The organism is Agromyces sp. NPDC029043 (assembly GCF_055564615.1).
In genome coordinates, this window is record NZ_JBVHVX010000003.1 from 210,222 (window position 1) to 231,748 (window position 21,527).

Genomic DNA, 21,527 nt, shown 5'->3' on the forward strand with positions numbered 1-21,527 from the left:
ACTTCTCGGGAAGCGAAACGTCGACCGCCGGGGGTTCCGCCGGACGCCGGGAGGCTGCAACGCTGTCCCGATGGGCACTCCGTCGGATCCACCCGTCGTGCTGGCGCTGCGGGCGCTGAAGCTCGGCGATCTCCTGGTGGCGGTCCCCGCCCTCCGCGGGCTGCGGCGCGGCTTCCCGGAGCATCGCATCGTGCTGGCCACGACGGGATGGCTGCGGCCCATCGTCGAGCTCATCGACGCGGTCGACGAGCTGGTCCCCGCCAAGGGGCTGGATGAACCGCTCCGGCTCGGCGATCGGCACGTGGACGTGGCGGTCAACCTGCACGGCCGCGGTCCCGAGAGCGGGCGGCTCCTCGCCGCGGTCGCGCCGCGGCGGCTTCTCGCGCACGCACCCGACGCTCCGGACGGACCAGCCTGGGTGGACGGGATGCTGGAACGCGAACGGTGGGCGAGGCTCGTGCGCACGTGGGGGATGCCCGCCGACGCGGACGACGTCGCCATCGCCCGCGCTCCGGTGCCCTCGCCCGAGCCCGGCGCGTCGGTGCTGCACGTCGGCGCGTTCTACGGCGCGCGCCGCTGGCCCGTCGACCGCTTCGCGGCCGTCGGGGCCGCGCTCGCCGACGCGGGGCATCGCGTGGTCGTGACCGCGGGTGCCGAGGAGCGCGAGCGCGCCGTGGAGGTGGCGCGGGCCGCAGGACTCGGCGCGGACTCGGTGCTCGCCGGACGGCTCGATCTCTCCGGGCTCGCGGCCCTCATCTCGGAGGCCCGCGTGTTGGTATCGGCCGACACGGGCGCCGCGCACCTCGCCTCGGCGTACCGGCGGCCCTCGGTGGTGCTGTTCGGACCGGCCCCGCCCGAGGCCTGGGGGCCGCCGTCGAGCGGACCCCACGCCGTGCTCACCGACGCGTCCCGCCGGGTCGGCGAGGTCTTCACCGACGAGCCTGACCCGGCCCTGCTCGCGGTGGAGGCCGGCGACGTGCTCGAGGCGGTCGAGCGCGTGCTCGGCGGCGCGATGGCTCGGCCCGCCTAGGCCGCCAACGGCATCCCCGGCGCCGGGCGGGATGCCACGGCGCTTCGATCGACTGCGGGCGCCGGAGCGCCGTCCTCGAGCTCCGTCCGGAGCCGGCGGAGGATCGCCGTGAGCAGTCGCGACACCTGCATCTGCGTGACCCCGACCTCCGCGGAGATCTCCCGCTGCGTCCGCTCCTCGATGAACCGCAGGTAGACGATCCGCCGCTCGCGCGGCGCCAGCCGGCTCACCGCCAGCCGGAGGGAGAGCCGGAGGTCGGCGCGCTCGAGGCGCTCGTCGGGCGCGCCGAGCGAGCCGATCAGCGGGTCGTCGTCCTCATCGAGCGCCACGTCCAGCGACACCGGGCGCATGTTGTCCCTCGCTGCGGCGGCCTCGGCGACGAGCGCTTTGGGGAGGTCCAGGTACTCCGCCACGTCCGCGAGGCTCGGCTCACGGCCCAGCCGTTGCGCGAGCGAGTCCGCCGCCGTCGAGGCCAGCGCGGCGACCTCCTGCAGGTTGCGAGGCGGGCGGACGAACCATCCGCAGTCCCGCAGGTACCGCTTGATCTCGCCGGAGATGGTCGGCACCGCGAAGGCCAGGAAGCTGTCGCCGCGCTCCGGGTCGTAGCGCCGGACCGCGTGCACCAGGCCGATGCAGCCCACCTGGCGAAGGTCGCCCTGCTCGCGGTAGCCCGACGCCATGCGGCGCACGATGCCGTCCACGAGATCGAGGTGGCGGAGGACGATCGCCTCCTCCGCCGAGCGGCGGCGTTGACCCCGCATGCCGGGCAACTCGCCGAGCCGGGCCTGCGTCCAACGCTGCCGGCGCCGCCATTCTGCGCGACGCCGATCGTCGCGCTCCGTCGTGCTCACGTCCATCCTTCGCCTCCTTCCAGCGCCGTCCCCCGGGAAGCCCTCCGCTTCGAAGAGAAGCAGCGTTGCCGAGAACCGGGAAGGTGCTTGCGAAGAAGGAGAAGTGGGAGTAGTCGTCGGCGGGCCATGTCGGTGCCGCCCGACTACAGTTGAGGGGTTGCGTCTCAACTGCAGGGAGTGGATCCACTTGGCCGACGGCTTCGAGCTCTTCACCGACCGGTCCGTTGTCGCGATGCGCGTCAACGGCGAGCTGAAGGACCTCGCGACGACGGTCACCGAAGCAGACGTCGTCGAGCCCGTCACGATCGACTCGCCCGACGGGCTCGCGATCCTCCGCCACTCGACCGCCCACGTGCTCGCGCAGGCCGTGCAGAACGTCAACCCCGACGCGAAGCTCGGCATCGGCCCGCCCGTGACCGACGGCTTCTACTACGACTTCGACGTCGCCGAGCCGTTCACGCCCGAGGACCTGAAGTCGCTCGACAAGGAGATGGCCCGCATCATCCGCGCCGGCCAGCGATTCGTGCGTCGGGCCGTGACCGACGACGAGGCGCGCGCCGAGCTTGCCGGGGAGCCGTACAAGCTCGAGCTGATCGGCCTGAAGGGCGCCACGGCATCCGGCGACACGGTGCCGTCGGAGTCCGGCGAGAACGTCGAGGTGGGCGGCGGCGAGCTGACGATCTACGACAACGTCGACCCGAAGACGGGCGAGGTGGCCTGGAAGGACCTCTGCCGCGGTCCGCACCTGCCGAGCACGCGCATGATCGGCAACGGCTGGGCGCTCATGCGCGTCGCGGCCGCGTACTGGCGCGGGTCGGAGAAGAACCCCCAGCTCCAGCGCATCTACGGCACCGCGTGGCCGACCAAGGATGAGCTGCGGGCGTACCAGCACCGCCTCGAGGAGGCCGCACGACGCGACCATCGCAAGCTCGGCGCCGAGCTCGACCTCTTCAGCTTCCCCGACGAGATCGGCTCCGGCCTGCCCGTGTTCCACCCCAAGGGCGGCGTCATCAAGCGCGAGATGGAGGACTACGTCCGCCGGCGCCACATCGAGGAGGGCTTCCAGTACGTCTCGACCCCGCACATCACGAAGTCCCACGTCTTCGAGCTGTCGGGGCACCTGCCGTACTACAAGGACACGATGTTCCCGCCCATGGAGCTCGAGAACAGCGAGTACTACCTCAAGGCGATGAACTGCCCCATGCAGAACCTCATCTACCGCTCTCGCGGACGCTCGTACCGCGACCTCCCGCTGCGGTTCTTCGAGTTCGGCACGGTGTACCGCTACGAGAAGTCGGGCGTCGTGCAGGGCCTCACGCGCGTGCGCGGCCTGACCCAGGACGACTCGCACAGCTACGTCACCCCCGAGCAGGCGCCCGCCGAGATCGAGCACCTGTTGAACTTCGTGCTCGGGCTCCTGCGCGACTTCGGCCTCGACGACTTCTACCTCGAGCTGTCGACGCGCGACGAGCACAGTGACAAGTTCAAGGGCTCCGACGAGCAGTGGGAGATCGCGACGAACGTGCTGCGCGACGTCGCCGAGCGATCGGGCCTCGAGCTCGTGCCCGACCCGGGCGGCGCCGCCTTCTACGGACCCAAGATCTCGGTGCAGGCGCGCGACGCGATCGGCCGCACCTGGCAGATGTCGACCATCCAGTACGACTTCAACCAGCCCGAGGGCTTCGGCCTGCAGTACACCGCGGCAGACGGCACCCACCAGCAGCCGGTGATGATCCACTCCGCGAAGTTCGGCTCGATCGAGCGGTTCTTCGGCGTGCTCACCGAGCACTACGCGGGCGCGTTCCCCGTCTGGCTCGCGCCGGTCCAGGTCGTCGGCATCCCCGTCGCCGACGAGTACGCTCCCTACCTCGGGGGCATCCTGACCCAGCTCAAGGGGTCGGGCGTGCGCACCGAGCTCGACATGAGCGACGACCGCATGCAGAAGAAGATCCGCACGCACACGACGCAGAAGGTGCCGATCCAGCTCATCGCCGGCGAGAACGACCGCACCGCCGAGACCGTGAGCTTCCGGTTCCGCGACGGCACCCAGGAGAACGGCGTGCCGATCGCCGAGGCGGAGCGCCGGATCCTCCAGGCGATCGCCGATCGCCGCCAGGTGACCACGAGGGACGACCTGTTCGCATGACCTCCTACGAGCACGGCGAGTTCGAGGGCGTCCAGACGGATGCCTCGACCGACCTGGCGGGCGTGCCCGACGCCTTCCAGCGGCTCTGGACCCCGCACCGGCTCGTCTACATCCAGCAGGGCGAGCAGCCCGACGAGCACACGTGCCCGTTCTGCCGGGCGCCGAAGCTCTCCGACGAGCAGTCGCTCATCGTGGCGCGGGGCGAGCACGCGTTCGTGCTGCTGAACCTGTTCCCGTACAACAGCGGGCACCTGCTGGTGTGCCCGTACCGGCACATCGCGACGTACGATCAGGCGAACGTCGACGAGGTCGCCGAGATCGGCGAGCTCACGCAGATCGCCATGCGCACCGTGAAGCAGGTCTCGCGGTGCGACGGCTTCAACCTCGGCATGAACCAGGGGCGCATCGCCGGCGCCGGCATCGCCGAGCACCTGCACCAGCACATCGTGCCGCGCTGGGCGCTCGACGCGAACTTCTTCCCGATCGTCGCCGGCACCAAGGCGATCCCGCGGCTGCTCGGCGAGGTGCGGCAGGAGATCGCCGAGGCCTGGCCGCACTGACGCGCTGCGGCCGCGGCGAGCCCGCTCAGCGGACCTGGCGGACCTCGAACTGCATCCGCGGGTGCGCGTACGCCTCCTGCGACTCGACGAGCTGCAGCTCGCGTTCGCCCGACTCGTGGGTGTTCGCCAGCAGGTCGAACACGCTCGACGCCGTCCGCGCCAGCGCGGTGGCCGCGTCGCCCGTGCGACGGTAGTGCGCGGTGAACAGCGCGGCCGTGACATCCCCCGAGCCGTTGGCCTTCATCGGCAGCAGCGGCGTCTGCACGATCCACGCGCCGAGGTCGTCGACCGCGAGCATCTCGATGGTGCCCTCCTCGCGGTCGGGTCGCTCGACGCTCGTGACGAGCACGGTTCTGGGGCCGGACGCGCGCGCCAGGTCGACCGACTCGAGCGTCGACTCCAGGGTGTCGGGCTCGGTCTCGGTGAGGTAACCGAGCTCGAACTGGTTCGGGGTGATGAGGTCGGCCGCGGGCACCACGCGATCGCGCAGGAGCACCGGGATGGCGGGCGCCACGAAGCATCCGCTCTTCGCGTTGCCCATCACCGGGTCGCACGAGTACACGGCCTCTGGATTCGCCGCCTTGATGCGGGCCACCGCGTCGAGGATGACGTCGGCGATGCCCTCGGACCCCTGGTAGCCCGAGAGGACCACGTCGATCTTCGGGAAGGCGCCGCGATCCTCGATGCCGTCGATCACCGCGCGCACGTCGTCGGGACTGATCAGGGGGCCGCGCCACGCGCCGTAGCCGGTGTGGTTGGAGAAGTTGACCGTGTAGACCGGCATGACCTCGACGCCGATCCGCTGGAGCGGGAAGACGGCCGCGGAGTTGCCGACGTGGCCGTAGGCGACGGCGGACTGGATCGAGAGGACCTTCACCCCTCGATCATTCCATCTTGGTCGGGACCAGCCGTCCGCCGGCCGCGCGCACGGCGGCGGCGATGTCGGCGGCGAGCCTGGCGGCGTCGGCGTCGCCGAGGTCGTGGACGGTGAGCCGCAGCCGGTGCACGGCCGGCGCGTGGCCGATGGCGAACTCGTCGCCCGCGCGGACCAGCCAGCCGCGGCGCATCAGCTGCTCCGACACGTCGCGGGCGGGCACGGGCAGCGCGACCCAGAGGTTGAGCCCGTCGCCGGCGGCCGCCGGCACGCCGAGCGCGGTGAGCCGCGTGGCGAATGCGTCGTTCCGCGCCGCATAGTGCGCCCCGGCGTCCGCGATGCGTGCGACGACCTCGGGATCGGAAACGAGGGCCAACGTGAGGCGCTGCAGGAGGTGGCTCACCCAGGTCGTGCCCGGGGTGAGCCGCATGGCGAGCCGCTCGGCGGTGTCGGGATCGGACGCCGTCACGGCGAGGCACATGTCGGGCCCGAGGAACTTCGACACCGAGCGCACGAGCGCCCAGCGCCGGTGCTCGGGGCCGATGATCGAGCGGAACGGGCGGCGCGAGAGCATCGAGAAGTGGTCGTCCTCGATGACGAGGACGTAGGGGTGCGCTCGCAGCACCGCTCGCAGCTCCTCGGCGCGACGCTCGGACAGGCTCGCGCCCGTCGGGTTCTGCGCGCGCGGGGTGCATACGACGGCGCGCACGCCCTGGTCGAGCGCGGAACGCAGCCCGTCCACCGTCATCCCCTCGTCGTCGACCGGCACCGGGACGGGGCGGTACCCGCCCACGCGGACGGTGTGGATGCTGGTCAGGAAGCACGGATCCTCGAGCGCCACCGCGTCGTCGCGGACGAGCGACTGGGCGAGGAGCCGTTCCACCGCGTCGGCCGCGCCGCTCGTGATCGTGAGCCGGAGGTCGGCCGGAGCGAGGTCGGCGCTCATCCATGCCCGGGCCCAGTGATCGAGGTCGGGGTCGATGACCGGCTCGCCGTACAGCACCGGACGGCCCGCCATGCCCGCGAGCGCGCGCGACGGGTCGGGGATGAGGTCGGGGTCGGGGTTGCCGGTCGCCACGTCGCGGAGCACGCTGTCGGGGGCGAACCCCTCCTGGGCGACCGCGGTCCGATCGGCGACCCGGGTGCCGCCCCGACCGCGGGTGACGACGACGCCCGCCGCGGTGAGCTGCCGGTAGGCCGCGACGGCGGTGTTGCGGTTCACGCCCAGGTCGTCGGCGAGATTCCGGACGGGTGGGAGCGGATCGCCGGGGAGCAGGGCTCCGCGCTCGATGAGCGCGCGGACGCTCGCGGCGATGTCCGCGGCAGACCGGCCGGTGATCTCGAGGGTCACGTCATGTTGCATGGATGCTCCGAACGTAGGGCTCGGACCATGCTATCTTTTGGCCTAGGTCAAGCAAGCGTCTTGTCCGTAAGTTTGCGTGATCACGCGCCATCCGTCGAAGGGAATCCCCGATGAGCACTGCCGAGACCGGCTCCAGCCGCGTGAAGCGCGGCCTCGCCGAGATGCTGAAGGGCGGCGTCATCATGGACGTCGTCACTCCCGAGCAGGCGCGCATCGCAGAGGACGCCGGCGCCGTCGCCGTCATGGCGCTCGAGCGCGTGCCCGCCGACATCCGCGCCCAGGGCGGCGTCGCCCGCATGAGCGATCCCGACCTCATCGAGGCGATCATCGCCGAGGTCTCGATCCCGGTCATGGCAAAGGCCCGGATCGGCCACTTCGTCGAGGCGCAGGTGCTCCAGGCGCTCGACGTCGACTACATCGACGAGTCCGAGGTGCTCTCGCCGGCCGACTACGTCAACCACATCGACAAGTGGGGCTTCGAGACGCCCTTCGTGTGCGGCGCGACGAACCTCGGCGAGGCGCTCCGCCGCATCAACGAGGGTGCGGCGATGATCCGCTCGAAGGGCGAGGCCGGCACCGGCGACGTCTCCGAGGCGACCAAGCACATCCGCAAGATCACGTCCGAGATCAACCAGCTGAAGTCGATGACGCGCGATGAGGTCTACGTCGCCGCCAAGGAGCTGCAGGCGCCGTACGACCTCGTGCTCGAGGTCGCCGAGACCGGCAAGCTCCCGGTCGTGCTGTTCACCGCCGGCGGCGTGGCCACCCCGGCCGACGCGGCGATGATGATGCAGCTGGGTGCCGACGGCGTCTTCGTGGGCTCCGGCATCTTCAAGTCGGGCAACCCCGAGCAGCGCGCCGCCGCGATCGTCAAGGCGACCACGTTCTACGACGACCCCAAGGTGATCGCCGAGGTCTCGCGCGGGCTGGGCGAGGCCATGGTCGGCATCAACGTCGCCGACCTCGCGGCGCCGCACCGCCTCGCCGAGCGCGGATGGTGAGTCTCCGCGACGAATCCGTGGGGCCGGCGGATGCCACGGGCCCCACGGTCGGCGTGCTCGCGCTGCAGGGCGACTTCCGCGAGCACGCCCGGGTGCTCGGCGGGCTCGGTGCGAAGGTCGTGCTCGTCCGGCGACCCGAGGACGTCGAGGGCATCGACGGACTCGTGATCCCCGGAGGCGAGTCGACCGTGATGGACAAGCTCTCGCGCGCGTTCGGCGTGGCCGAGCCGCTGAAGGCCCGCATCGCCGACGGCCTGCCCGTGTACGGCACGTGCGCCGGGCTCATCATGATCGCCGACACGCTGCTCGACACGATCCAGGGCCAGCAGAACCTCGGGGGTCTCGACGTCGTCGTGCGTCGCAACGCGTTCGGCTCGCAGAACCAGTCGTTCGAGACCGACCTCGACGTGCCCGTGCTCGGCGACGCGCCGGTGCACGCCGTGTTCATCCGCGGCCCGGTCGTGGAGTCGGTGGGGGAGCGGGCGACGCCGCTCGCCGCCCTTCCCGACGGGCGCGTGGTCGCGGTCGAGCAGGGCAACCTGGTCGGCACCAGCTTCCACCCCGAGATCGAGGGCGACGTCCGCTTCCACGAGTACTTCCTCGCCAAGGTGCGCGCGGCCGCGTCCGCCGCGGTCTGAGCCGCGCCCCGCGAACTGGGGGGCCCGCGATTCGCGGGAACCGATGCGGCCGAACCGGTCGGCTCCTAGGATGCGGCTGTCATCGCCGCGGCCGGCGACGCGCCGTACCGGCCGCGACTGCCGCCGAGCGGCGCAGGAGCGAGGTGACCCGTGGTCACGAAGCTGCCGAGCTCGTCCGGGCCCAAGCCCGACAGCGAGCCGATCGGATGCGACACCTCCGACCTCATCCAGGTCCACCGGATCTTCCGATGGCTGTACGGCGAGTTGCCGGGGCTCATCCGCGGGGTGGGCGACGGCGACGTCGAGCGGGCCGCCCTGGTGGCCGACTACGCGTCGATGGACTTCTTCGCGCTGCACCTCCATCACGAGAGCGAGGACCTCGTGCTCTGGGACCGGCTCGTCGACCGGTCCCCGGGGTGCGCGCCCCACGTGGAGCAGATGAAGGCCCAGCACGCCGAGGTGGCGGCGGCGCTCGGGCAGGTGGAGCCCCTCCTCGCCCCGTGGCGCGCGCACGCCGACGCGGCGACGCGCGACCGGCTCGCCGACGGCGTCGAGCACGTCCGCGACATCCTGATCCGCCACCTCCGGCCCGAGGAGGACGACCTCGCGCCGGTCGCGGCGTCGACGCTGACCCAGTCGGAGTGGGACCAGATGGGCGAGCACGCGCGCGCGGGCATCCAGGCATCCCGCAAGGAACTGCCCCGCGACGTCATGGCGCTGCAGCTCGGCCTCATGCTCGCGACCGTGCCGCCCGACGAGCGGCCGGACTGGGCGAAGGCGAACCTGCCGGCTCCCGTCCGGCTGCTCTACTCCCTGCTCCTGAAGCGACGATACGAGCGTGCCTTGGACGAGCTGTACGAGGGGCGGCCGGTACCGCCGATCCCGTGACCACCGAGCTCGCCGTGTCGCGAGTAGCGTGGTCGCGGTGACCAGGTACATCGCGCTGCTGCGCGGAGTGAACGTCGGCGGCGTCACCGTGAAGTCCGCCGAACTCGCGAAGGTGTTCCGCGACCTCGGCTTCACCGAGGTGCGGACGGTGCTCGCGAGCGGCAACGTCGTCTTCGAGGCCGAGTCCGCCCGCACCGCCGAGCTCAAGCGGCGGATCGAGCACGCGCTCGCCGACGCGTTCGGGTACGACGCCTGGATCGTCCTCACCACCGCCGAGCACGTCCGCGAGGTCCTCGAGGGCTTCCCGTTCGATGCCGGCGACGCGGGGCGCCAGCCCTATGCGGTGTTCGGCTCCGACGACGCCGCGCTCGACGAGCTCGCCGAGGCGGCGGCGGGCCTGGACCCGACGGTCGACCCCGTCGCGCGCGGCGACGGCGTCGTCTACTGGAATCCCGTGAAGGGGACCACGGTCGGAACCCCGTTCGCGAGGCTCCTCGCGAAACCGAGGTTCAAGCCCAGCACCACGAACCGCAACCTCCGCACGCTCGAGAAGCTCGTGGGCTGACTCGTCCGGTTCCGGTCGGGGCAGGCCTCGGGGTGGGATTCAGGGTGGGCCCCGGGGCGATCGGCGGGCTGGCACCGGAGCGGCGCGGCGCGCCATCCGGTTGTGTTCGGAGCATGACCACTCGACTTCCCAGCACCGGCGTCGCGCCCGCGACCGACGCCGTTCCGGCCACGACCTGTCGCAGCGACGAGGTGGTGGTGATCCACCGCATCTTCCGCCGCCTGTTCGCCGACGCGCCGCGCCTCGTGCGCGACGTCGAGCCGGGCGATACCGACCGCGCGAGGTTCCTCGCCAAGCACCTGCACGGCATCACGACCCTGCTCCACGTGCACCACCGCACGGAGGACGAGTTCTTCTGGGACCCCATGCGCGACCGTGCGCCGGCATGCGGCCTGCACGTGGCGCTGATGATCCGCCAGCACGAAGCGGTCTCGGACCGGTTGGACGCCGTCGACGTGCTCATCGACGAGTGGGCGACGCACGCGAACGCGGCGGCCGCCGCGCGGCTCGCCGCCGAGCTCGACGTGGTCGACCGCCTGCTCATCCAGCACCTCGCCGACGAGGAGCGCGACGCGTTCCCGGTGCTCGACGCCGTGCTCTCCGACGAGGAGTGGGACGACATCCACCGGCACGCGCGCCGCCACAAGCCGCCGCTGCCGATCTTCCTCCTGCTCGGGCTGATGATCGACAGCGTGCCGGAGTCCGAGCGCGACGAGTGGTTCGCGACGCAGCTGCCGGCGCCGATCCGAGTCGCGTACCGGGTCGTCGGCCGCCGGCAGTACGAGCGAGCACTGCGGCGGCTCTTCCCGGAACCGACGGGGGTCGCGTTCGCCTGACGCGGCCGGATGTCGCGGCGCGCCATCCGCCGCCGGCGGCCCGCCGCACCGGCCCGCGGGGCGTGACGGTGCCCTGGCCTAGAATGTCGGGGTACTGATCACCGTTACGGGAGACGCATGTCCGGGCATTCCAAGTGGGCGACGACCAAGCACAAGAAGGCCGTCATCGACGCGCGCCGCGCGAAGTCGTTCGCCAAGCTCATCAAGAACATCGAGGTCGCGGCCAAGCTCGGCGGCGCCGACCTGAACGGCAACCCGACCCTGTACGACGCCGTGCAGAAGGCCAAGAAGACCTCGGTCCCGAACGACAACATCGACCGCGCGATCAAGCGCGGCGCGGGCATCTCGGGCGAGAGCGTCGAGTACCTCAACATCATGTACGAGGCGTACGGGCCGAACGGCGTCGCGCTCATGGTCGAGTGCCTCACCGACAACAAGAACCGCGCGGCGGCCGAGGTGCGCACCGCGCTCAGCCGCAACGGCGGCACGCTCGCCGATCCCGGCAGCGTCGCCTACAACTTCTCGCGCAAGGGCGTCATCGTGGTCTCCGGCGAGGGCGCCAACGAGGATGACGTCATGATGGCGGTGCTCGAGGCGGGCGCCGAGGAGGTCGAGCCGCACGCGCAGGGCTTCGAGGTCATCACCGAGGCCGGCGACCTCGTCACGGTGCGCACGGCGCTGCAGGAGGCCGGCCTCGACTACGAGTCGGCCGACGTCGAGTTCGTGCCGAACCTCAAGGTCGAGGTCGACGCCGACACCGCCAAGAAGGTGTTCCGGCTCATCGACGCGCTCGAAGACAGCGACGACGTGCAGAACGTCTACAGCAACTTCGACCTCTCGCCCGAGGTGCAGGCCGAACTCGAATCCGAGTCGGAGTAGCCGTGGTGCGGGTGCTCGGCATCGACCCCGGGCTGACCCGCTGCGGCGTGGGCGTGGTCGACGTCGCTCCGGACCGCACCGCGGTGCTCGTCGACGTCGTCGTGCTGCGGTCGCCCGCCGAGCTCGCGACGCCCGGTCGCCTGGCGCGCATCGCCGACGGGCTCGAGGCGATCGTCGAGGAGCACCGGCCGCACGCGGTCGCGCTCGAGCGGGTGTTCGCCCGCAGCGACGTGTCGACGATCATGGGCACGGCGCAGATCTCGGGCGTGGCGATGCTCATCGCCGAGCGCCGCGCGCTGCCCGTGGCGTTGCACACGCCGAGCGAGGTGAAGGCCGCGATCACCGGCTACGGCCGCGCCGACAAGAAGCAGGTCGGCACGATGGTCGCGCGCATCCTGGGGCTCGGTGCGGTGCCGAAGCCGGCGGATGCCGCGGACGCGCTCGCACTCGCGATCTGCCACGCGTGGCGCACCGGTGGCGTCGCGGGGGCGGCGGTCGCCGACGCCGCGGCCGGACGGGGGAGCGCACCGGGCGAGGCGTCCGGGCTCACCCCGGCGCAGCGTGCGTGGCTCGCCGCGGAGCGTGCCGCGACGGTGTCGGGAGCCGCCCGTAGGGTGAAGGAGTGATCTCCTCCCTCCGCGGTCGCGTCGCATCGGCATCCGGCGGCACGCTCGTCGTCGACGTGTCCGGCGTCGGCTACCTCGTGAACGCCACGCCCGCCTTCGTCCTCTCCAGTCGCGAGGGGCAGGAGGTGTTCGTGCACACCGCCCTCATCGTCCGTGAAGACGCGATGACGCTGTACGGATTCGCCACGCGCGACGAGCTCGACGTGTTCGAGCTCCTCATCGGCGTGACGGGCGTCGGGCCGAAGTCGGCGCTCGGGGTGCTCTCCGCGATGTCGCCGGCAGACGTGGCGCGGGCGATCGACGCCGATGACGACGCGGCGTTCCGCAGGGTGAGCGGCATCGGCCCGAAGACCGCCAAGCTCATCACGGTCTCGCTGGCAGGCAAGCTCGTCGCACCCGCCGTGACGTCGTCCGGCGCTCCGGTCCGCGCCTCCGGCGTCGCAGACGACGTGCTCGCGGCGCTCACCGGGCTCGGCTGGTCCGAGAAGCTCGCCGGCGAGGCGATCGCCGAGACGCTGGAGTCGGTCGACCCGGTCTCGGCCGCCTCCGTCCCGGCCATGCTGCGGCTCACGCTCGCCCGTCTCGGGCCGGCCCAGTCCTCGGCCAGGGCGCGATGAGCGACGCCGACCTCGACCTCACCGACCCGGCGCTCGCGTCCGAGGCCGAGCTCGCGTTCGAGGGCGCGCTGAGGCCCCGCAGCCTCGAGGAGTTCGTCGGCCAGACCCGGGTCCGCGGGCAGTTGCAGCTGCTGCTGTCGGCCGCGGCGCTCCAGCAGCGCACGCCCGACCACATCCTCCTCGCGGGGCCGCCCGGGCTCGGCAAGACCACGCTCGCGATGATCGTCGCGCACGAGGGCGGGCGGCCGCTGCGCATGTCGAGCGGTCCCGCCATCCAGCACGCCGGCGATCTCGCCGCCGTCCTCTCCTCGCTCGTCCCTGGCGAGGTGCTCTTCATCGACGAGATCCACCGCATGGCCCGCTCCGCTGAAGAGATGCTCTACCTCGCCATGGAGGACTTCCGCATCGACATCATGGTCGGCAAGGGGGCCGGCGCGACCTCGGTGCCGCTCGACCTCGCGCCGTTCACGCTCGTCGGCGCCACGACGCGCGCCGGCCTGCTGCCGAATCCCCTGCGCGACCGGTTCGGCTTCACGGCGCACCTCGAGTTCTACGACGAGTCCGAGCTCGAGCAGGTGCTCACGCGGGCGGCCGCGATGCTCGGGCTCGTCATCGATCGCGAGGCGGTCGCCGAGATCGCCGGCCGCTGCCGAGGCACGCCGCGCATCGCGAACCGGCTGCTCCGACGAGTCCGCGACTACGCGCTCGTGCACCCGTCGGGCCGCTCAGGCGGAGCCGACGTCGAGGCCGTGCGCGCCGCGCTCGACCTGTACGACGTCGATCCGCTCGGACTCGACCGACTCGACCGGGCTGTCATGACGACCATCCTCACGCGCTTCGGCGGTGGCCCGGTGGGGCTCAACACGCTCGCCGTGTCGGTGGGCGAGGAGGCGGAGACGATCGAGGCGGTCGTCGAGCCGTTCCTGGTGCGCATCGGGCTCATCACCCGCACGCCGCGCGGCCGCGTCGCGACCCCGGCCGCCTGGCGGCATTTCGGACTCGTCCGCGAGGGTGGGGACGGCCCGGCGACGCTGCCGATCGATGACCTATAATCCTTTGAGGCTTCGGCCAATCCACCCCTGATCGTGCGCGTCGCGCACCCCGGAAGGTTTCCACCCCATGGTCTTCGACCCCTTCACCATCATCATGCTCGTCGTCCTGGCGGTGCTGATCTTCTTCATGTTCCGCAATTCGCGCAAGCGCCAGCAGGACGCGCGTGAGATGCAGTCGAAGACCGTCGTGGGGGCGAAGGTCATGACGAACTTCGGGGTGTTCGGCACCATCCTCTCGATCGACGAGGAGGACAACCAGGTGGAGCTCGAGTCCACCCCGGGCACCGTGCTCACGGTCCACCGTCAGACGATCGCCCGCGTCATCGATGCCGCCGACGAGGCGCCCGCGGCCTCGGCCGCCGCCCTCGAGGGCGAGCCCGAGTTCGGCCAGCGCGTCGACGAGACCCCGGGCGACGAGACGCCCGACGTCAAGAAGTCCGACGACTAGAGCTCACCCTCCCCTCGGCCCGCGCGATGCTGCGCGGGCACCTGCACAGAAAGCAGATCTCGTGGCTGCACCATCCAAGCGGTCGTCTCGACCGACGCCCGTCCGCAAGGCGCTGCGTTCCCTCACCTGGCTCGGCGTCATCATCGTCGCGCTGTTCGGCATCAACGCCGCCGGCGTGATCTGGGGCGGCGGCTCGTGGACGCCGAAGCTCGCGCTCGACCTCGAGGGCGGCACGCAGATCATCCTCGCGCCGCAGCTGGCCGAGGGCGAGTCCGTGACGCAGGAGCAGCTCGACCAGGCGGTGTCGATCATCCGGCAGCGCGTCGACGCGTCGGGCGTCTCCGAGGCCGAGATCAACACGCAGGGCGGGCAGAACGTCGTCGTCGCGATCCCGGGCGAGCTCGACGACCAGACCCGCTCGCGCATCGAGTCGTCGGCCAAGCTCGAGCTGCGCCCCGTGCTGCTGGCCGACGCCGCGACGAACCAGTCGATCGACCCGACCGAGAGCCCCGAGCCGACCGACGGCGCCGAGGCGGAGCTCGAGGCGACCCCGACCGTCGAGCCGACCGACGCGAGCGACCCGAACTGGATCACGCCGGCCCTGCAGGACGAGTTCGACACGTTCGACTGCGCCACCCTCGACGAGGGCGAGGCCAACGTCGCGCCGGCCGACGAGCCGCTCGTCACCTGCGACACCTCGCGCACGATCAAGTACGTGCTCGGCCCGGTCGAGGTCGGCGGAGAAGACATCGTCGACGCCACCAACGGCATGGTGCAGACCCAGACCGGTGCGACCACCGGCACGTGGGCCGTCAACATCGTGTTCAACGAGCGCGGCACCGAGGCCTTCGCCGAGGTCAGCCAGCGCCTGTTCGCGCTGAACGGCCAGACCCCGCGCGACCAGTTCGCGTTCGTCCTCGACGGCGCGGTGCTCTCCGCGCCGCAGATGAACGGCGTCATCACCGACGGCCGCCCGCAGGTGACCGGCAGCTTCACGCAGGAGTCCTCCAAGGCGCTCGCCGACCAGCTGAAGTTCGGCGCGCTGCCCATCAGCTTCGAGGTCCAGTCGTCCGACACGATCTCGGCCACGCTCGGAACCTCGCAGCTCCAGGCCGGCCTCATCGCGGGTCTCATCGGCCTGATCCTGGTCGTGATCTACACGCTGTTCCAATACCGGGCGCTCGGGTCGGTGACGATCGCATCGCTCGTGATCGTGGGCATCATCACCTACCTGACGATCACGATCCTGTCGTGGCGCGAGGGCTACCGTCTCTCGCTCGCCGGCATCGCGGGCCTGATCGTCGCGATCGGCTTCACCGCCGACTCGTTCATCGTGTACTTCGAGCGCGTGCGCGACGAGCTGCGCGACGGCCGCCCCCTCGTCGGCGCGGTCGAGGCGGGGTGGAAGCGCGCACTCCGCACGGTGCTGTCCTCGAAGGGCATGAACCTGCTCGCGGCGATCGTGCTGTTCATCCTCGCGGTCGGAAGCGTTCGCGGCTTCGCGTTCACGCTCGGTCTGACCACCGTGATCGACGTGCTCGTCGTCATCCTCTTCACCCACCCGATGCTGCAGCTGCTCGCGCAGACGCGGTTCTTCTCGAGCGGTCACCCCTGGTCCGGGCTCGACCCCCAGGCGCTGGGCGCCGTGTACCGCGGGCGGGCCGAGTTCCGCAAGCCCGTCGCGGTCCCCGCGAAGAAGGCCGCATCCAGCTCGCGTGAGGCGCAGAAGCGCCAGACCATCGCAGAGCGCAAGGCAGCACAGGTCGACGCCACCGTCGGCGCCGGCGAAGGCAAGGAGTCCTGATGGCCAACCGACTCACCACGTTCGGCAACGACCTCTACACGGGCAAGCGCTCGTTCAACTTCGTCGGCGGCCGCAAGAAGTGGTACGCGATCGCGGCGGTCCTGATCATCCTGTCGGTGCTCGTCCCCGTCGTGCGCGGCTTCAACTTCGGCATCGAGTTCCGCGGCGGCTCGCAGTTCGTGATCACCGGCGCCCAGACCGCCGAGCAGCAGCCTGCGATCGACGCGGTCGGCGAGGTGGCGCCGGGCGCCGCACCGCGTGTCACGATCGTCGGCGAGGACGGCGTCCGCGTCCAGACCGAGCAGCTCGAGCAGGCCGAGGCGCGTGAGCTCACCACCGCCCTGGCTGAGGCCTACGGCGTCGACGAGTCCGAGGTCACGTCTTCGTTCGTCGGCGCGAGCTGGGGCGCCGATGTCACGCGCCAGGCGATCTTCGGCCTGCTCGCCTTCCTCCTGCTCGCCGCCATCGTCATGGCCCTGTACTTCCGCACCTGGAAGATGTCGGTCGCGGCGATCCTGTCGCTCCTCGGCGACCTCATCGTCACCGGCGGCGTCTACGCCGCAGTGGGCTTCGAGGTCACGCCCGCGGCGATGATCGGTATCCTCACGATCCTCAGCTACTCGCTGTACGACACCGTCGTGGTCTTCGACAAGATCCGCGAGAACACCGCCGAGGACGGGCAGGAATCGCGGCGCACGTTCGCCGAGTCGGTGAACCTCGCCGTGAACCAGACCCTGGTGCGCTCGATCAACACGAGCGTCGTCGCGGCCCTGCCGGTCGCCGCGATCCTGTTCATCGGCGCCGGCGTGCTCGGTGCCGACACGCTCCGCGACATCTCGCTCGCGCTGCTCATCGGCATCATCGTCGGCACGTGGTCGACCGTGTTCATCGCGGCGCCGCTCTACTCGCAGTTGCGCGAGGGCGAGCCCGAGATCAAGCGCCACGACCAGAAGGTGCTCAAGGAGCGCGAGCGCGCCGGCGGTTCGAGCGGATCCGGCGTCGAGGCGGTTCCCGTCGCCTGAGCGAGGTGCCGCCCGCCTCCGTGGCACGCGCCCGGCTCGGGACCGGTGATAATTGAGGTCTGGAGGTGCGGCGATGACGGAGACCGGAGTCAACTCGACGGCGTCGTTGCGCCGTCTCGTGCCCCGGATCTTCTCGAAGGCGCTGCCGACCGGTGCCGTCGACACCGTCATGCGCACGGTTCGGATGCACCATCCGAAAGCCGACCTCACGGTCATCGAGCGCGCCTACACGGTCGCCGAGCGGGCGCACGAAGGGCAGAAGCGCCGCAGCGGCGAGCCGTACATCACCCACCCCATCGCGGTCGCGCAGATCCTGGCCGACCTCGGCATCGGCTCCAAGGCGGTCGCCGCGGCCCTGCTGCACGACACCGTCGAGGACACGGCCTACACGCTCGACCAGCTCCGCGCCGACTTCGGCGATGAGATCGCGATGCTCGTCGACGGCGTCACCAAGCTCGACAAGGTCAAGTACGGCGACTCCACTCAGGCCGAGACCGTCCGCAAGATGATCGTCGCGATGTCGAAGGACATCCGCGTGCTCATCATCAAGCTGGCGGACCGGCTGCACAACGCCCGCACGTGGGGGTTCGTCCCCGCCGACTCCGCGGCGCGCAAGGCGACCGAGACGCTCGAGATCTACGCTCCGCTCGCGCACCGACTCGGCATCCAGACCATCAAGTGGGAGCTCGAGGACCTCTCGTTCGCGGTGCTCTACCCCAAGCTCTACGCTGAGATCGAGAGCCTCGTGAAGGGCCGCACGCCGCAGCGCGAGGAGTACGTGCAGTCGGTGATCGACCTGGTCTCCGACGACCTGAAGGCCGCGCGCATCCGGGGCAAGGTCGTCGGACGACCGAAGCAGTACTACTCGATCTACCAGAAGATGATCGTGCGCGGCCGCGACTTCGACGAGATCTACGACCTCGTCGGCATCCGAGTGCTGGTCAACTCGGTTCGCGACTGCTATGCCGTCCTCGGCTCGATCCACGCGCGGTGGACGCCGCTGCCCGGCCGGTTCAAGGACTACATCGCGACGCCGAAGTTCAACCTGTACCAGTCGCTCCACACGACGGTCATCGGCCCGAAGGGCCGGCCGGTCGAGATCCAGATCCGCACGCATGACATGCACCAGCGCGCCGAGTACGGCGTCGCGGCGCACTGGAAGTACAAGGAGCGGATGGCGGCCGGTCGGACCGACGGCGGAGGCTCGCGCGACGAGGCCGACATGGCCTGGCTCGCCCACATCTCCGACTGGCAGGCCGAGACGGCCGATCCCGGCGAGTTCCTCGACTCGCTGCGATTCGAGATCGGGGCCAAGGAGGTCTACGTCTTCACCCCGAAGGGCCGGGTCATCGGCCTGCCCGCCGGGGCGACGCCGGTCGACTTCGCGTACGCGGTGCACACCGAGGTCGGGCACCGCACGATGGGCGCGAAGGTCAACGGCCGTCTCGTCCCGCTCGAGAGCGTGCTGAACAGCGGCGACGTCGTCGAGGTGTTCACCTCGAAGAATCCCGACTCGGGCCCGAGCAAGGACTGGCTGAACTTCGTCAAGAGCCCTCGCGCGCGCAGCAAGATCCGGCAGTGGTTCACGAAGGAACGACGCGACGAGGCCATCGAGCACGGCCGCGACGCGATCGCGCGGGCGATGCGCAAGCAGAACCTGCCGCTGCAGAAGCTCATGAGCCAGGAGTCGTTCGCCGAGGTCGCCGCGCAGCTGCGCTACGACGACGTCTCAGCGCTCTATGCGGCCGTGGGCGAGGGCCACGTCTCGACGCAGTCGGTCATCGAGAAGGTCGTCGCCCTGGTCCGCGACGTCGACGACGTCGACGAGCCCGACCTGCCCATCCCGGTGCGCACGCGACCGCTGCCGCGGCACAGCGACTCGGGCGTCCTCGTCCGCGGTGCGCCCGACATCCTGGTGAAGCTCGCGCGCTGCTGCACGCCCGTGCCCGGCGACCAGATCGTCGGCTTCATCACGCGCGGTTCGGGCGTGTCGGTCCACCAGGCGTCGTGCCACAACGTGCAGGCGCTGCTCCGCGAGCCCGAGCGCATGATCGACGTCGAGTGGGCGCCGAGCTCGAAGAGCGTGTTCCTCGTGCAGATCCAGATCGAGGCGCTCGACCGGGCCGGGCTTCTCTCCGACGTCACGCGCGTGCTCTCTGAGCACCACGTCAACATCCTCTCGGCGAACGTGTCGACCTCGACCGACCGCCTGGCGCTCAGCCGGTTCGTCTTCGAGATGGGCGACACGACCCACCTCGACCGGGTGCTCAACGCCGTCCGGCGGATCGACGCCGTCTACGACGTGTACCGAGTCAGCGACGGCTGAGCCCGACCGACTCGACCCGGTCGATCGCACCCGTCCCGCTCGGATCGATCTCGGGCGCCGTCACGGCCTCGGCGAGCCGGCGAAGCGCGAGCGCCTTGTGCGGCAGCCGATGCGCCGACCCGATGCGGTCGACGAGGCGTCGCGCGGCGGCGGGCTCGATCGCGACCAGTGCGCGGACGACGCGGATGGTCGCCGCGTCGTCGGCGCTCGTATCGCGCAGCAGGTCGAACGCCGTGCGTTCGACGCTCGTGCACCGGATGCCGCCGAGCTCGACGATCTCGCCGTCGGTGATCGCGACCTCGCGGACGGCGCGCAGCGGATCGGCTCGGGCGGCGACCCGCGACTCGTGGGGCACGCAGCACTCGGTCACGTGCGGCGGCGACGGGAGCGCGCCATGCACCCATGCAGCCGAGCGCCGTTCGACGATCAGCGGCGCCGGCAGCCTCGGCGCGACGGCCGCTGCCCGCAGCGAGGGCAGGTCGGGTTCGTCGACCGGGCACCAGCCGGTGCCGATCGCGGCGAGCTCGCCGTCGAGTCGTGCCGCGCAGAGCTCGGCGAGGGGGAGGTCATCGGTGCTGAGCACTGGGGGAAGCCTGGCCATCCGCCCATGCTGCGGTATCCGGCGACGGAGTGTGCCGCCGAGGCGAGCTCCTGTGGAGAACGCTCGGCGGAGCGCGGCGTGCAGGGACGAGCCGCGGTCCGGCGATCAGCCGCCGACGGCCTTGAGCCAGGCGCGGCGGGCGTCGAGCGCCTCGCGTGCGGCGGCGACGGCCTTCGCATCGCCCGCCGCCTCGGCATCGGCCAGCTCCGACTCGAGCTTGGCGATCGCCTCGTGCAGCTGGCCGAGCATGCCCTCGGACCGCGCCTTCTTCTCGGGGTCCTCGCGCTCCCAGCGCTCGTCCTCGAGCGCCCGCACGTGGTTCTCGACCTTGCGGAGGCGGTCCTCGACGGGACGGACCTGGTCGCGCGGCACGCGGCCGATGTCATCCCACCGGCGCTGGATGCCGTTCAGCGTGGTCCGCGCGGCGCGCGCATCCCTCGACGACAGGAGCTTCTCGGCCTCGTCGAGGAGCGCGAGCTTCTCCGTGAGGTTGGCGCGGTACTCCTCGTCATCCTTCGCGTCGACCTCGGCCTTGGCCTGGAAGAGCACGTCGCCCGCGGCCTTGAACTTGGCCCAGAGCGCGTCGTCGACCTTCTTGCCGGCACGGCCGGCCTGCTTCCACTCGTCGAGGAGGGAGCGGTAGTCGGCGACGCCGTCGGCGCCGCGCGGTGCGAGGGCCTCGGCGCGCTCGATCAGCTGCTGCTTGCGCTGGCGCACGTCGCGGTGCGCGGCGTCGAGCTCGGCGAAGAACGCCTTCCGGTGCTGCTCGATGGTCGAACGGGCCGCGCGGAACCGCTTCCAGAGCTCGTTCGCCTCGCCCTTGGGAAGACGAGGGCCGTCCTGCTGGTGCTTCTGCCACTGGGCGAACAGGGCGTCGAGCTCGGCACTGGTCTGCTTCCACTGGGTCTTCGCCGGGTCCTGGGCGGCGAGCGCCTCGGCCTGCTCGACGATCCGCGTGCGCTCGGCGACCGCATCCTGCAGGGCGGCCTTCGCCTCGGCCTGCTGCTGGGCGGTGAGCTCCTGCGTGGTGCCCGACAGCGCGTCGAGGCGGCGCGTCAGCGACTCGAGGTCGCCGACCGCGTGGGCGTTGGCGACGCTCTCCTGGAGCGTCGCGACGGCCTTGGCGACATCGGCTGCCGGGGCACCGCGACGCACCCGCTGCTCGAGCAGCCCGACCGCGCCGGCGAGGTCGGCGTACTTGCGCTCGAAGTACGCCAGCGCCTCTTCGGGGGTGGCGTCGGGGTACTGCCCGACCTCGCGCTCGCCCTCGCTGGTCCGCACGAAGACGGTGCCCGTCTCATCGACGCGGCCCCACGGTTGCTGTGCTGAATCGGTCACTGACTCGCCCTGTCGTTCGTCGGATGCCGCGTGCGCGGCGGATGACGGCATCAAGCCTATTG

The 21,527-nt window shown here is 71.1% G+C and carries 21 protein-coding genes; 16 read left to right on the forward strand and 5 right to left on the reverse strand.

Annotation, left to right across the window (positions count from 1 at the left end; all coding sequences use genetic code 11):
• The first annotated feature begins 70 nt into the window (after nucleotides 1–70).
• Nucleotides 71–1,030, forward strand: a complete 960-nt coding sequence (locus ACZ4TW_RS06315; RefSeq protein WP_465541242.1) for a glycosyltransferase family 9 protein — start codon at nucleotides 71–73, stop codon at nucleotides 1,028–1,030.
• Here ACZ4TW_RS06315 and ACZ4TW_RS06320 read toward each other — a convergent pair.
• The gene (locus tag ACZ4TW_RS06320; RefSeq protein WP_465541244.1) at nucleotides 1,027–1,881 is read right to left on the reverse strand and encodes a sigma-70 family RNA polymerase sigma factor; all 855 of its coding nucleotides are present in this window, start codon (nucleotides 1,879–1,881) and stop codon (nucleotides 1,027–1,029) included. The genes ACZ4TW_RS06315 and ACZ4TW_RS06320 overlap by 4 nt on opposite strands.
• 232 nt (nucleotides 1,882–2,113) lie before the next feature.
• On the opposite strand from ACZ4TW_RS06320, the gene thrS reads away from it, so the two are divergent.
• Both thrS and ACZ4TW_RS06330 read left to right on the forward strand, forming a co-directional pair.
• Nucleotides 2,114–4,027 (forward strand): threonine--tRNA ligase, encoded by a 1,914-nt coding sequence (gene thrS, locus ACZ4TW_RS06325; protein ID WP_465541429.1) that lies wholly within the window; start codon nucleotides 2,114–2,116, stop codon nucleotides 4,025–4,027.
• Nucleotides 4,024–4,587 (forward strand): HIT family protein, encoded by a 564-nt coding sequence (locus ACZ4TW_RS06330; RefSeq protein ID WP_465541246.1) that lies wholly within the window; start codon nucleotides 4,024–4,026, stop codon nucleotides 4,585–4,587. The genes thrS and ACZ4TW_RS06330 overlap by 4 nt, the downstream gene beginning before the upstream one ends.
• Before the next feature lie 25 nt (nucleotides 4,588–4,612).
• Here ACZ4TW_RS06330 and pdxY read toward each other — a convergent pair whose 3' ends face one another.
• Nucleotides 4,613–5,464 (reverse strand): pyridoxal kinase PdxY, encoded by an 852-nt coding sequence (gene pdxY, locus ACZ4TW_RS06335; RefSeq protein ID WP_465541248.1) that lies wholly within the window; start codon nucleotides 5,462–5,464, stop codon nucleotides 4,613–4,615.
• Between the two features lie 7 nt (nucleotides 5,465–5,471).
• Nucleotides 5,472–6,824, reverse strand: a complete 1,353-nt coding sequence (locus ACZ4TW_RS06340; protein WP_465541250.1) for an aminotransferase class I/II-fold pyridoxal phosphate-dependent enzyme — start codon at nucleotides 6,822–6,824, stop codon at nucleotides 5,472–5,474.
• Between the two features lie 110 nt (nucleotides 6,825–6,934).
• On the opposite strand from ACZ4TW_RS06340, the gene pdxS reads away from it, so the two are divergent.
• The 13 genes from pdxS to ACZ4TW_RS06405 all read left to right on the forward strand — a co-directional run bounded on the left by pdxS (nucleotide 6,935) and on the right by ACZ4TW_RS06405 (nucleotide 19,526).
• Complete coding sequence (gene pdxS / locus ACZ4TW_RS06345; RefSeq protein ID WP_465541252.1) at nucleotides 6,935–7,825, forward strand: pyridoxal 5'-phosphate synthase lyase subunit PdxS; 891 nt, start codon at nucleotides 6,935–6,937, stop codon at nucleotides 7,823–7,825.
• Nucleotides 7,819–8,463: a pyridoxal 5'-phosphate synthase glutaminase subunit PdxT gene (gene pdxT / locus ACZ4TW_RS06350; RefSeq protein WP_465541254.1), complete on the forward strand. Its 645-nt coding sequence runs from the start codon at nucleotides 7,819–7,821 to the stop codon at nucleotides 8,461–8,463. The genes pdxS and pdxT overlap by 7 nt, the downstream gene beginning before the upstream one ends.
• Before the next feature lie 150 nt (nucleotides 8,464–8,613).
• A complete protein-coding gene (locus tag ACZ4TW_RS06355) occupies nucleotides 8,614–9,351 on the forward strand; it encodes a hemerythrin domain-containing protein (RefSeq protein ID WP_465541256.1) in 738 nt (245 codons plus the stop codon).
• A gap of 37 nt (nucleotides 9,352–9,388) precedes the next feature.
• Entirely contained in the window at nucleotides 9,389–9,916 is a 528-nt protein-coding gene (locus ACZ4TW_RS06360; protein WP_465541258.1) for a DUF1697 domain-containing protein, read from the forward strand.
• A gap of 113 nt (nucleotides 9,917–10,029) precedes the next feature.
• Entirely contained in the window at nucleotides 10,030–10,752 is a 723-nt protein-coding gene (locus ACZ4TW_RS06365) for a hemerythrin domain-containing protein (RefSeq protein ID WP_465541260.1), read from the forward strand.
• Nucleotides 10,753–10,869: 117 nt separating this feature from the next.
• Nucleotides 10,870–11,631 carry a YebC/PmpR family DNA-binding transcriptional regulator gene (locus tag ACZ4TW_RS06370; protein ID WP_465541262.1) on the forward strand — a complete coding sequence of 254 codons (762 nt, stop codon included), beginning with the start codon at nucleotides 10,870–10,872 and terminating at the stop codon, nucleotides 11,629–11,631.
• 5 nt (nucleotides 11,632–11,636) lie between these two features.
• Nucleotides 11,637–12,257 (forward strand): crossover junction endodeoxyribonuclease RuvC, encoded by a 621-nt coding sequence (ruvC, locus tag ACZ4TW_RS06375; RefSeq protein WP_465541431.1) that lies wholly within the window; start codon nucleotides 11,637–11,639, stop codon nucleotides 12,255–12,257.
• The gene (gene ruvA, locus ACZ4TW_RS06380) at nucleotides 12,254–12,874 is read left to right on the forward strand and encodes a Holliday junction branch migration protein RuvA (protein ID WP_465541264.1); all 621 of its coding nucleotides are present in this window, start codon (nucleotides 12,254–12,256) and stop codon (nucleotides 12,872–12,874) included. Before ruvC ends, ruvA begins: the two co-directional genes overlap by 4 nt.
• Complete coding sequence (ruvB, locus tag ACZ4TW_RS06385) at nucleotides 12,871–13,926, forward strand: Holliday junction branch migration DNA helicase RuvB (protein WP_465541266.1); 1,056 nt, start codon at nucleotides 12,871–12,873, stop codon at nucleotides 13,924–13,926. The genes ruvA and ruvB overlap by 4 nt, the downstream gene beginning before the upstream one ends.
• 67 nt (nucleotides 13,927–13,993) lie before the next feature.
• Nucleotides 13,994–14,374, forward strand: a complete 381-nt coding sequence (gene yajC / locus ACZ4TW_RS06390; RefSeq protein ID WP_465541268.1) for a preprotein translocase subunit YajC — start codon at nucleotides 13,994–13,996, stop codon at nucleotides 14,372–14,374.
• A gap of 61 nt (nucleotides 14,375–14,435) precedes the next feature.
• Entirely contained in the window at nucleotides 14,436–16,178 is a 1,743-nt protein-coding gene (gene secD, locus ACZ4TW_RS06395; protein WP_465541270.1) for a protein translocase subunit SecD, read from the forward strand.
• Nucleotides 16,178–17,200: a protein translocase subunit SecF gene (secF, locus tag ACZ4TW_RS06400; RefSeq protein ID WP_465541272.1), complete on the forward strand. Its 1,023-nt coding sequence runs from the start codon at nucleotides 16,178–16,180 to the stop codon at nucleotides 17,198–17,200. The genes secD and secF overlap by 1 nt, the downstream gene beginning before the upstream one ends.
• Before the next feature lie 73 nt (nucleotides 17,201–17,273).
• Nucleotides 17,274–19,526 (forward strand): RelA/SpoT family protein, encoded by a 2,253-nt coding sequence (locus ACZ4TW_RS06405; protein ID WP_465541274.1) that lies wholly within the window; start codon nucleotides 17,274–17,276, stop codon nucleotides 19,524–19,526.
• Here the strand turns inward: ACZ4TW_RS06405 and ACZ4TW_RS06410 are convergent.
• Together ACZ4TW_RS06410 and ACZ4TW_RS06415 are read right to left on the reverse strand one after the other, a co-directional pair.
• A complete protein-coding gene (locus tag ACZ4TW_RS06410) occupies nucleotides 19,513–20,127 on the reverse strand; it encodes a type IV toxin-antitoxin system AbiEi family antitoxin (protein WP_465541276.1) in 615 nt (204 codons plus the stop codon). The two genes, ACZ4TW_RS06405 and ACZ4TW_RS06410, sit on opposite strands and share 14 nt — an antisense overlap.
• Before the next feature lie 105 nt (nucleotides 20,128–20,232).
• Complete coding sequence (locus ACZ4TW_RS06415) at nucleotides 20,233–21,516, reverse strand: DUF349 domain-containing protein (RefSeq protein ID WP_465541278.1); 1,284 nt, start codon at nucleotides 21,514–21,516, stop codon at nucleotides 20,233–20,235.
• Nucleotides 21,517–21,527 lie beyond the last annotated feature (11 nt).

Bases quoted from the DNA above. Each gene is read 5' to 3' on its own strand.
- ACZ4TW_RS06315 (WP_465541242.1), top strand. From the start codon at position 71: ATGGGCACTCCGTCGGATCCACCCGTCGTGCTGGCGCTGCGGGCGCTG.
- thrS (WP_465541429.1), top strand. From the start codon at position 2,114: ATGCGCGTCAACGGCGAGCTGAAGGACCTCGCGACGACGGTCACCGAA.
- ACZ4TW_RS06330 (WP_465541246.1), top strand. From the start codon at position 4,024: ATGACCTCCTACGAGCACGGCGAGTTCGAGGGCGTCCAGACGGATGCC.
- ACZ4TW_RS06340 (WP_465541250.1), bottom strand. From the start codon at position 6,824: ATGCAACATGACGTGACCCTCGAGATCACCGGCCGGTCTGCCGCGGAC.
- pdxS (WP_465541252.1), top strand. From the start codon at position 6,935: ATGAGCACTGCCGAGACCGGCTCCAGCCGCGTGAAGCGCGGCCTCGCC.
- pdxT (WP_465541254.1), top strand. From the start codon at position 7,819: ATGGTGAGTCTCCGCGACGAATCCGTGGGGCCGGCGGATGCCACGGGC.
- ACZ4TW_RS06365 (WP_465541260.1), top strand. From the start codon at position 10,030: ATGACCACTCGACTTCCCAGCACCGGCGTCGCGCCCGCGACCGACGCC.
- ACZ4TW_RS06370 (WP_465541262.1), top strand. From the start codon at position 10,870: ATGTCCGGGCATTCCAAGTGGGCGACGACCAAGCACAAGAAGGCCGTC.
- ruvB (WP_465541266.1), top strand. From the start codon at position 12,871: ATGAGCGACGCCGACCTCGACCTCACCGACCCGGCGCTCGCGTCCGAG.
- yajC (WP_465541268.1), top strand. From the start codon at position 13,994: ATGGTCTTCGACCCCTTCACCATCATCATGCTCGTCGTCCTGGCGGTG.
- secF (WP_465541272.1), top strand. From the start codon at position 16,178: ATGGCCAACCGACTCACCACGTTCGGCAACGACCTCTACACGGGCAAG.
- ACZ4TW_RS06405 (WP_465541274.1), top strand. From the start codon at position 17,274: ATGACGGAGACCGGAGTCAACTCGACGGCGTCGTTGCGCCGTCTCGTG.
- ACZ4TW_RS06410 (WP_465541276.1), bottom strand. From the start codon at position 20,127: ATGGCCAGGCTTCCCCCAGTGCTCAGCACCGATGACCTCCCCCTCGCC.
- ACZ4TW_RS06415 (WP_465541278.1), bottom strand. From the start codon at position 21,516: ATGCCGTCATCCGCCGCGCACGCGGCATCCGACGAACGACAGGGCGAG.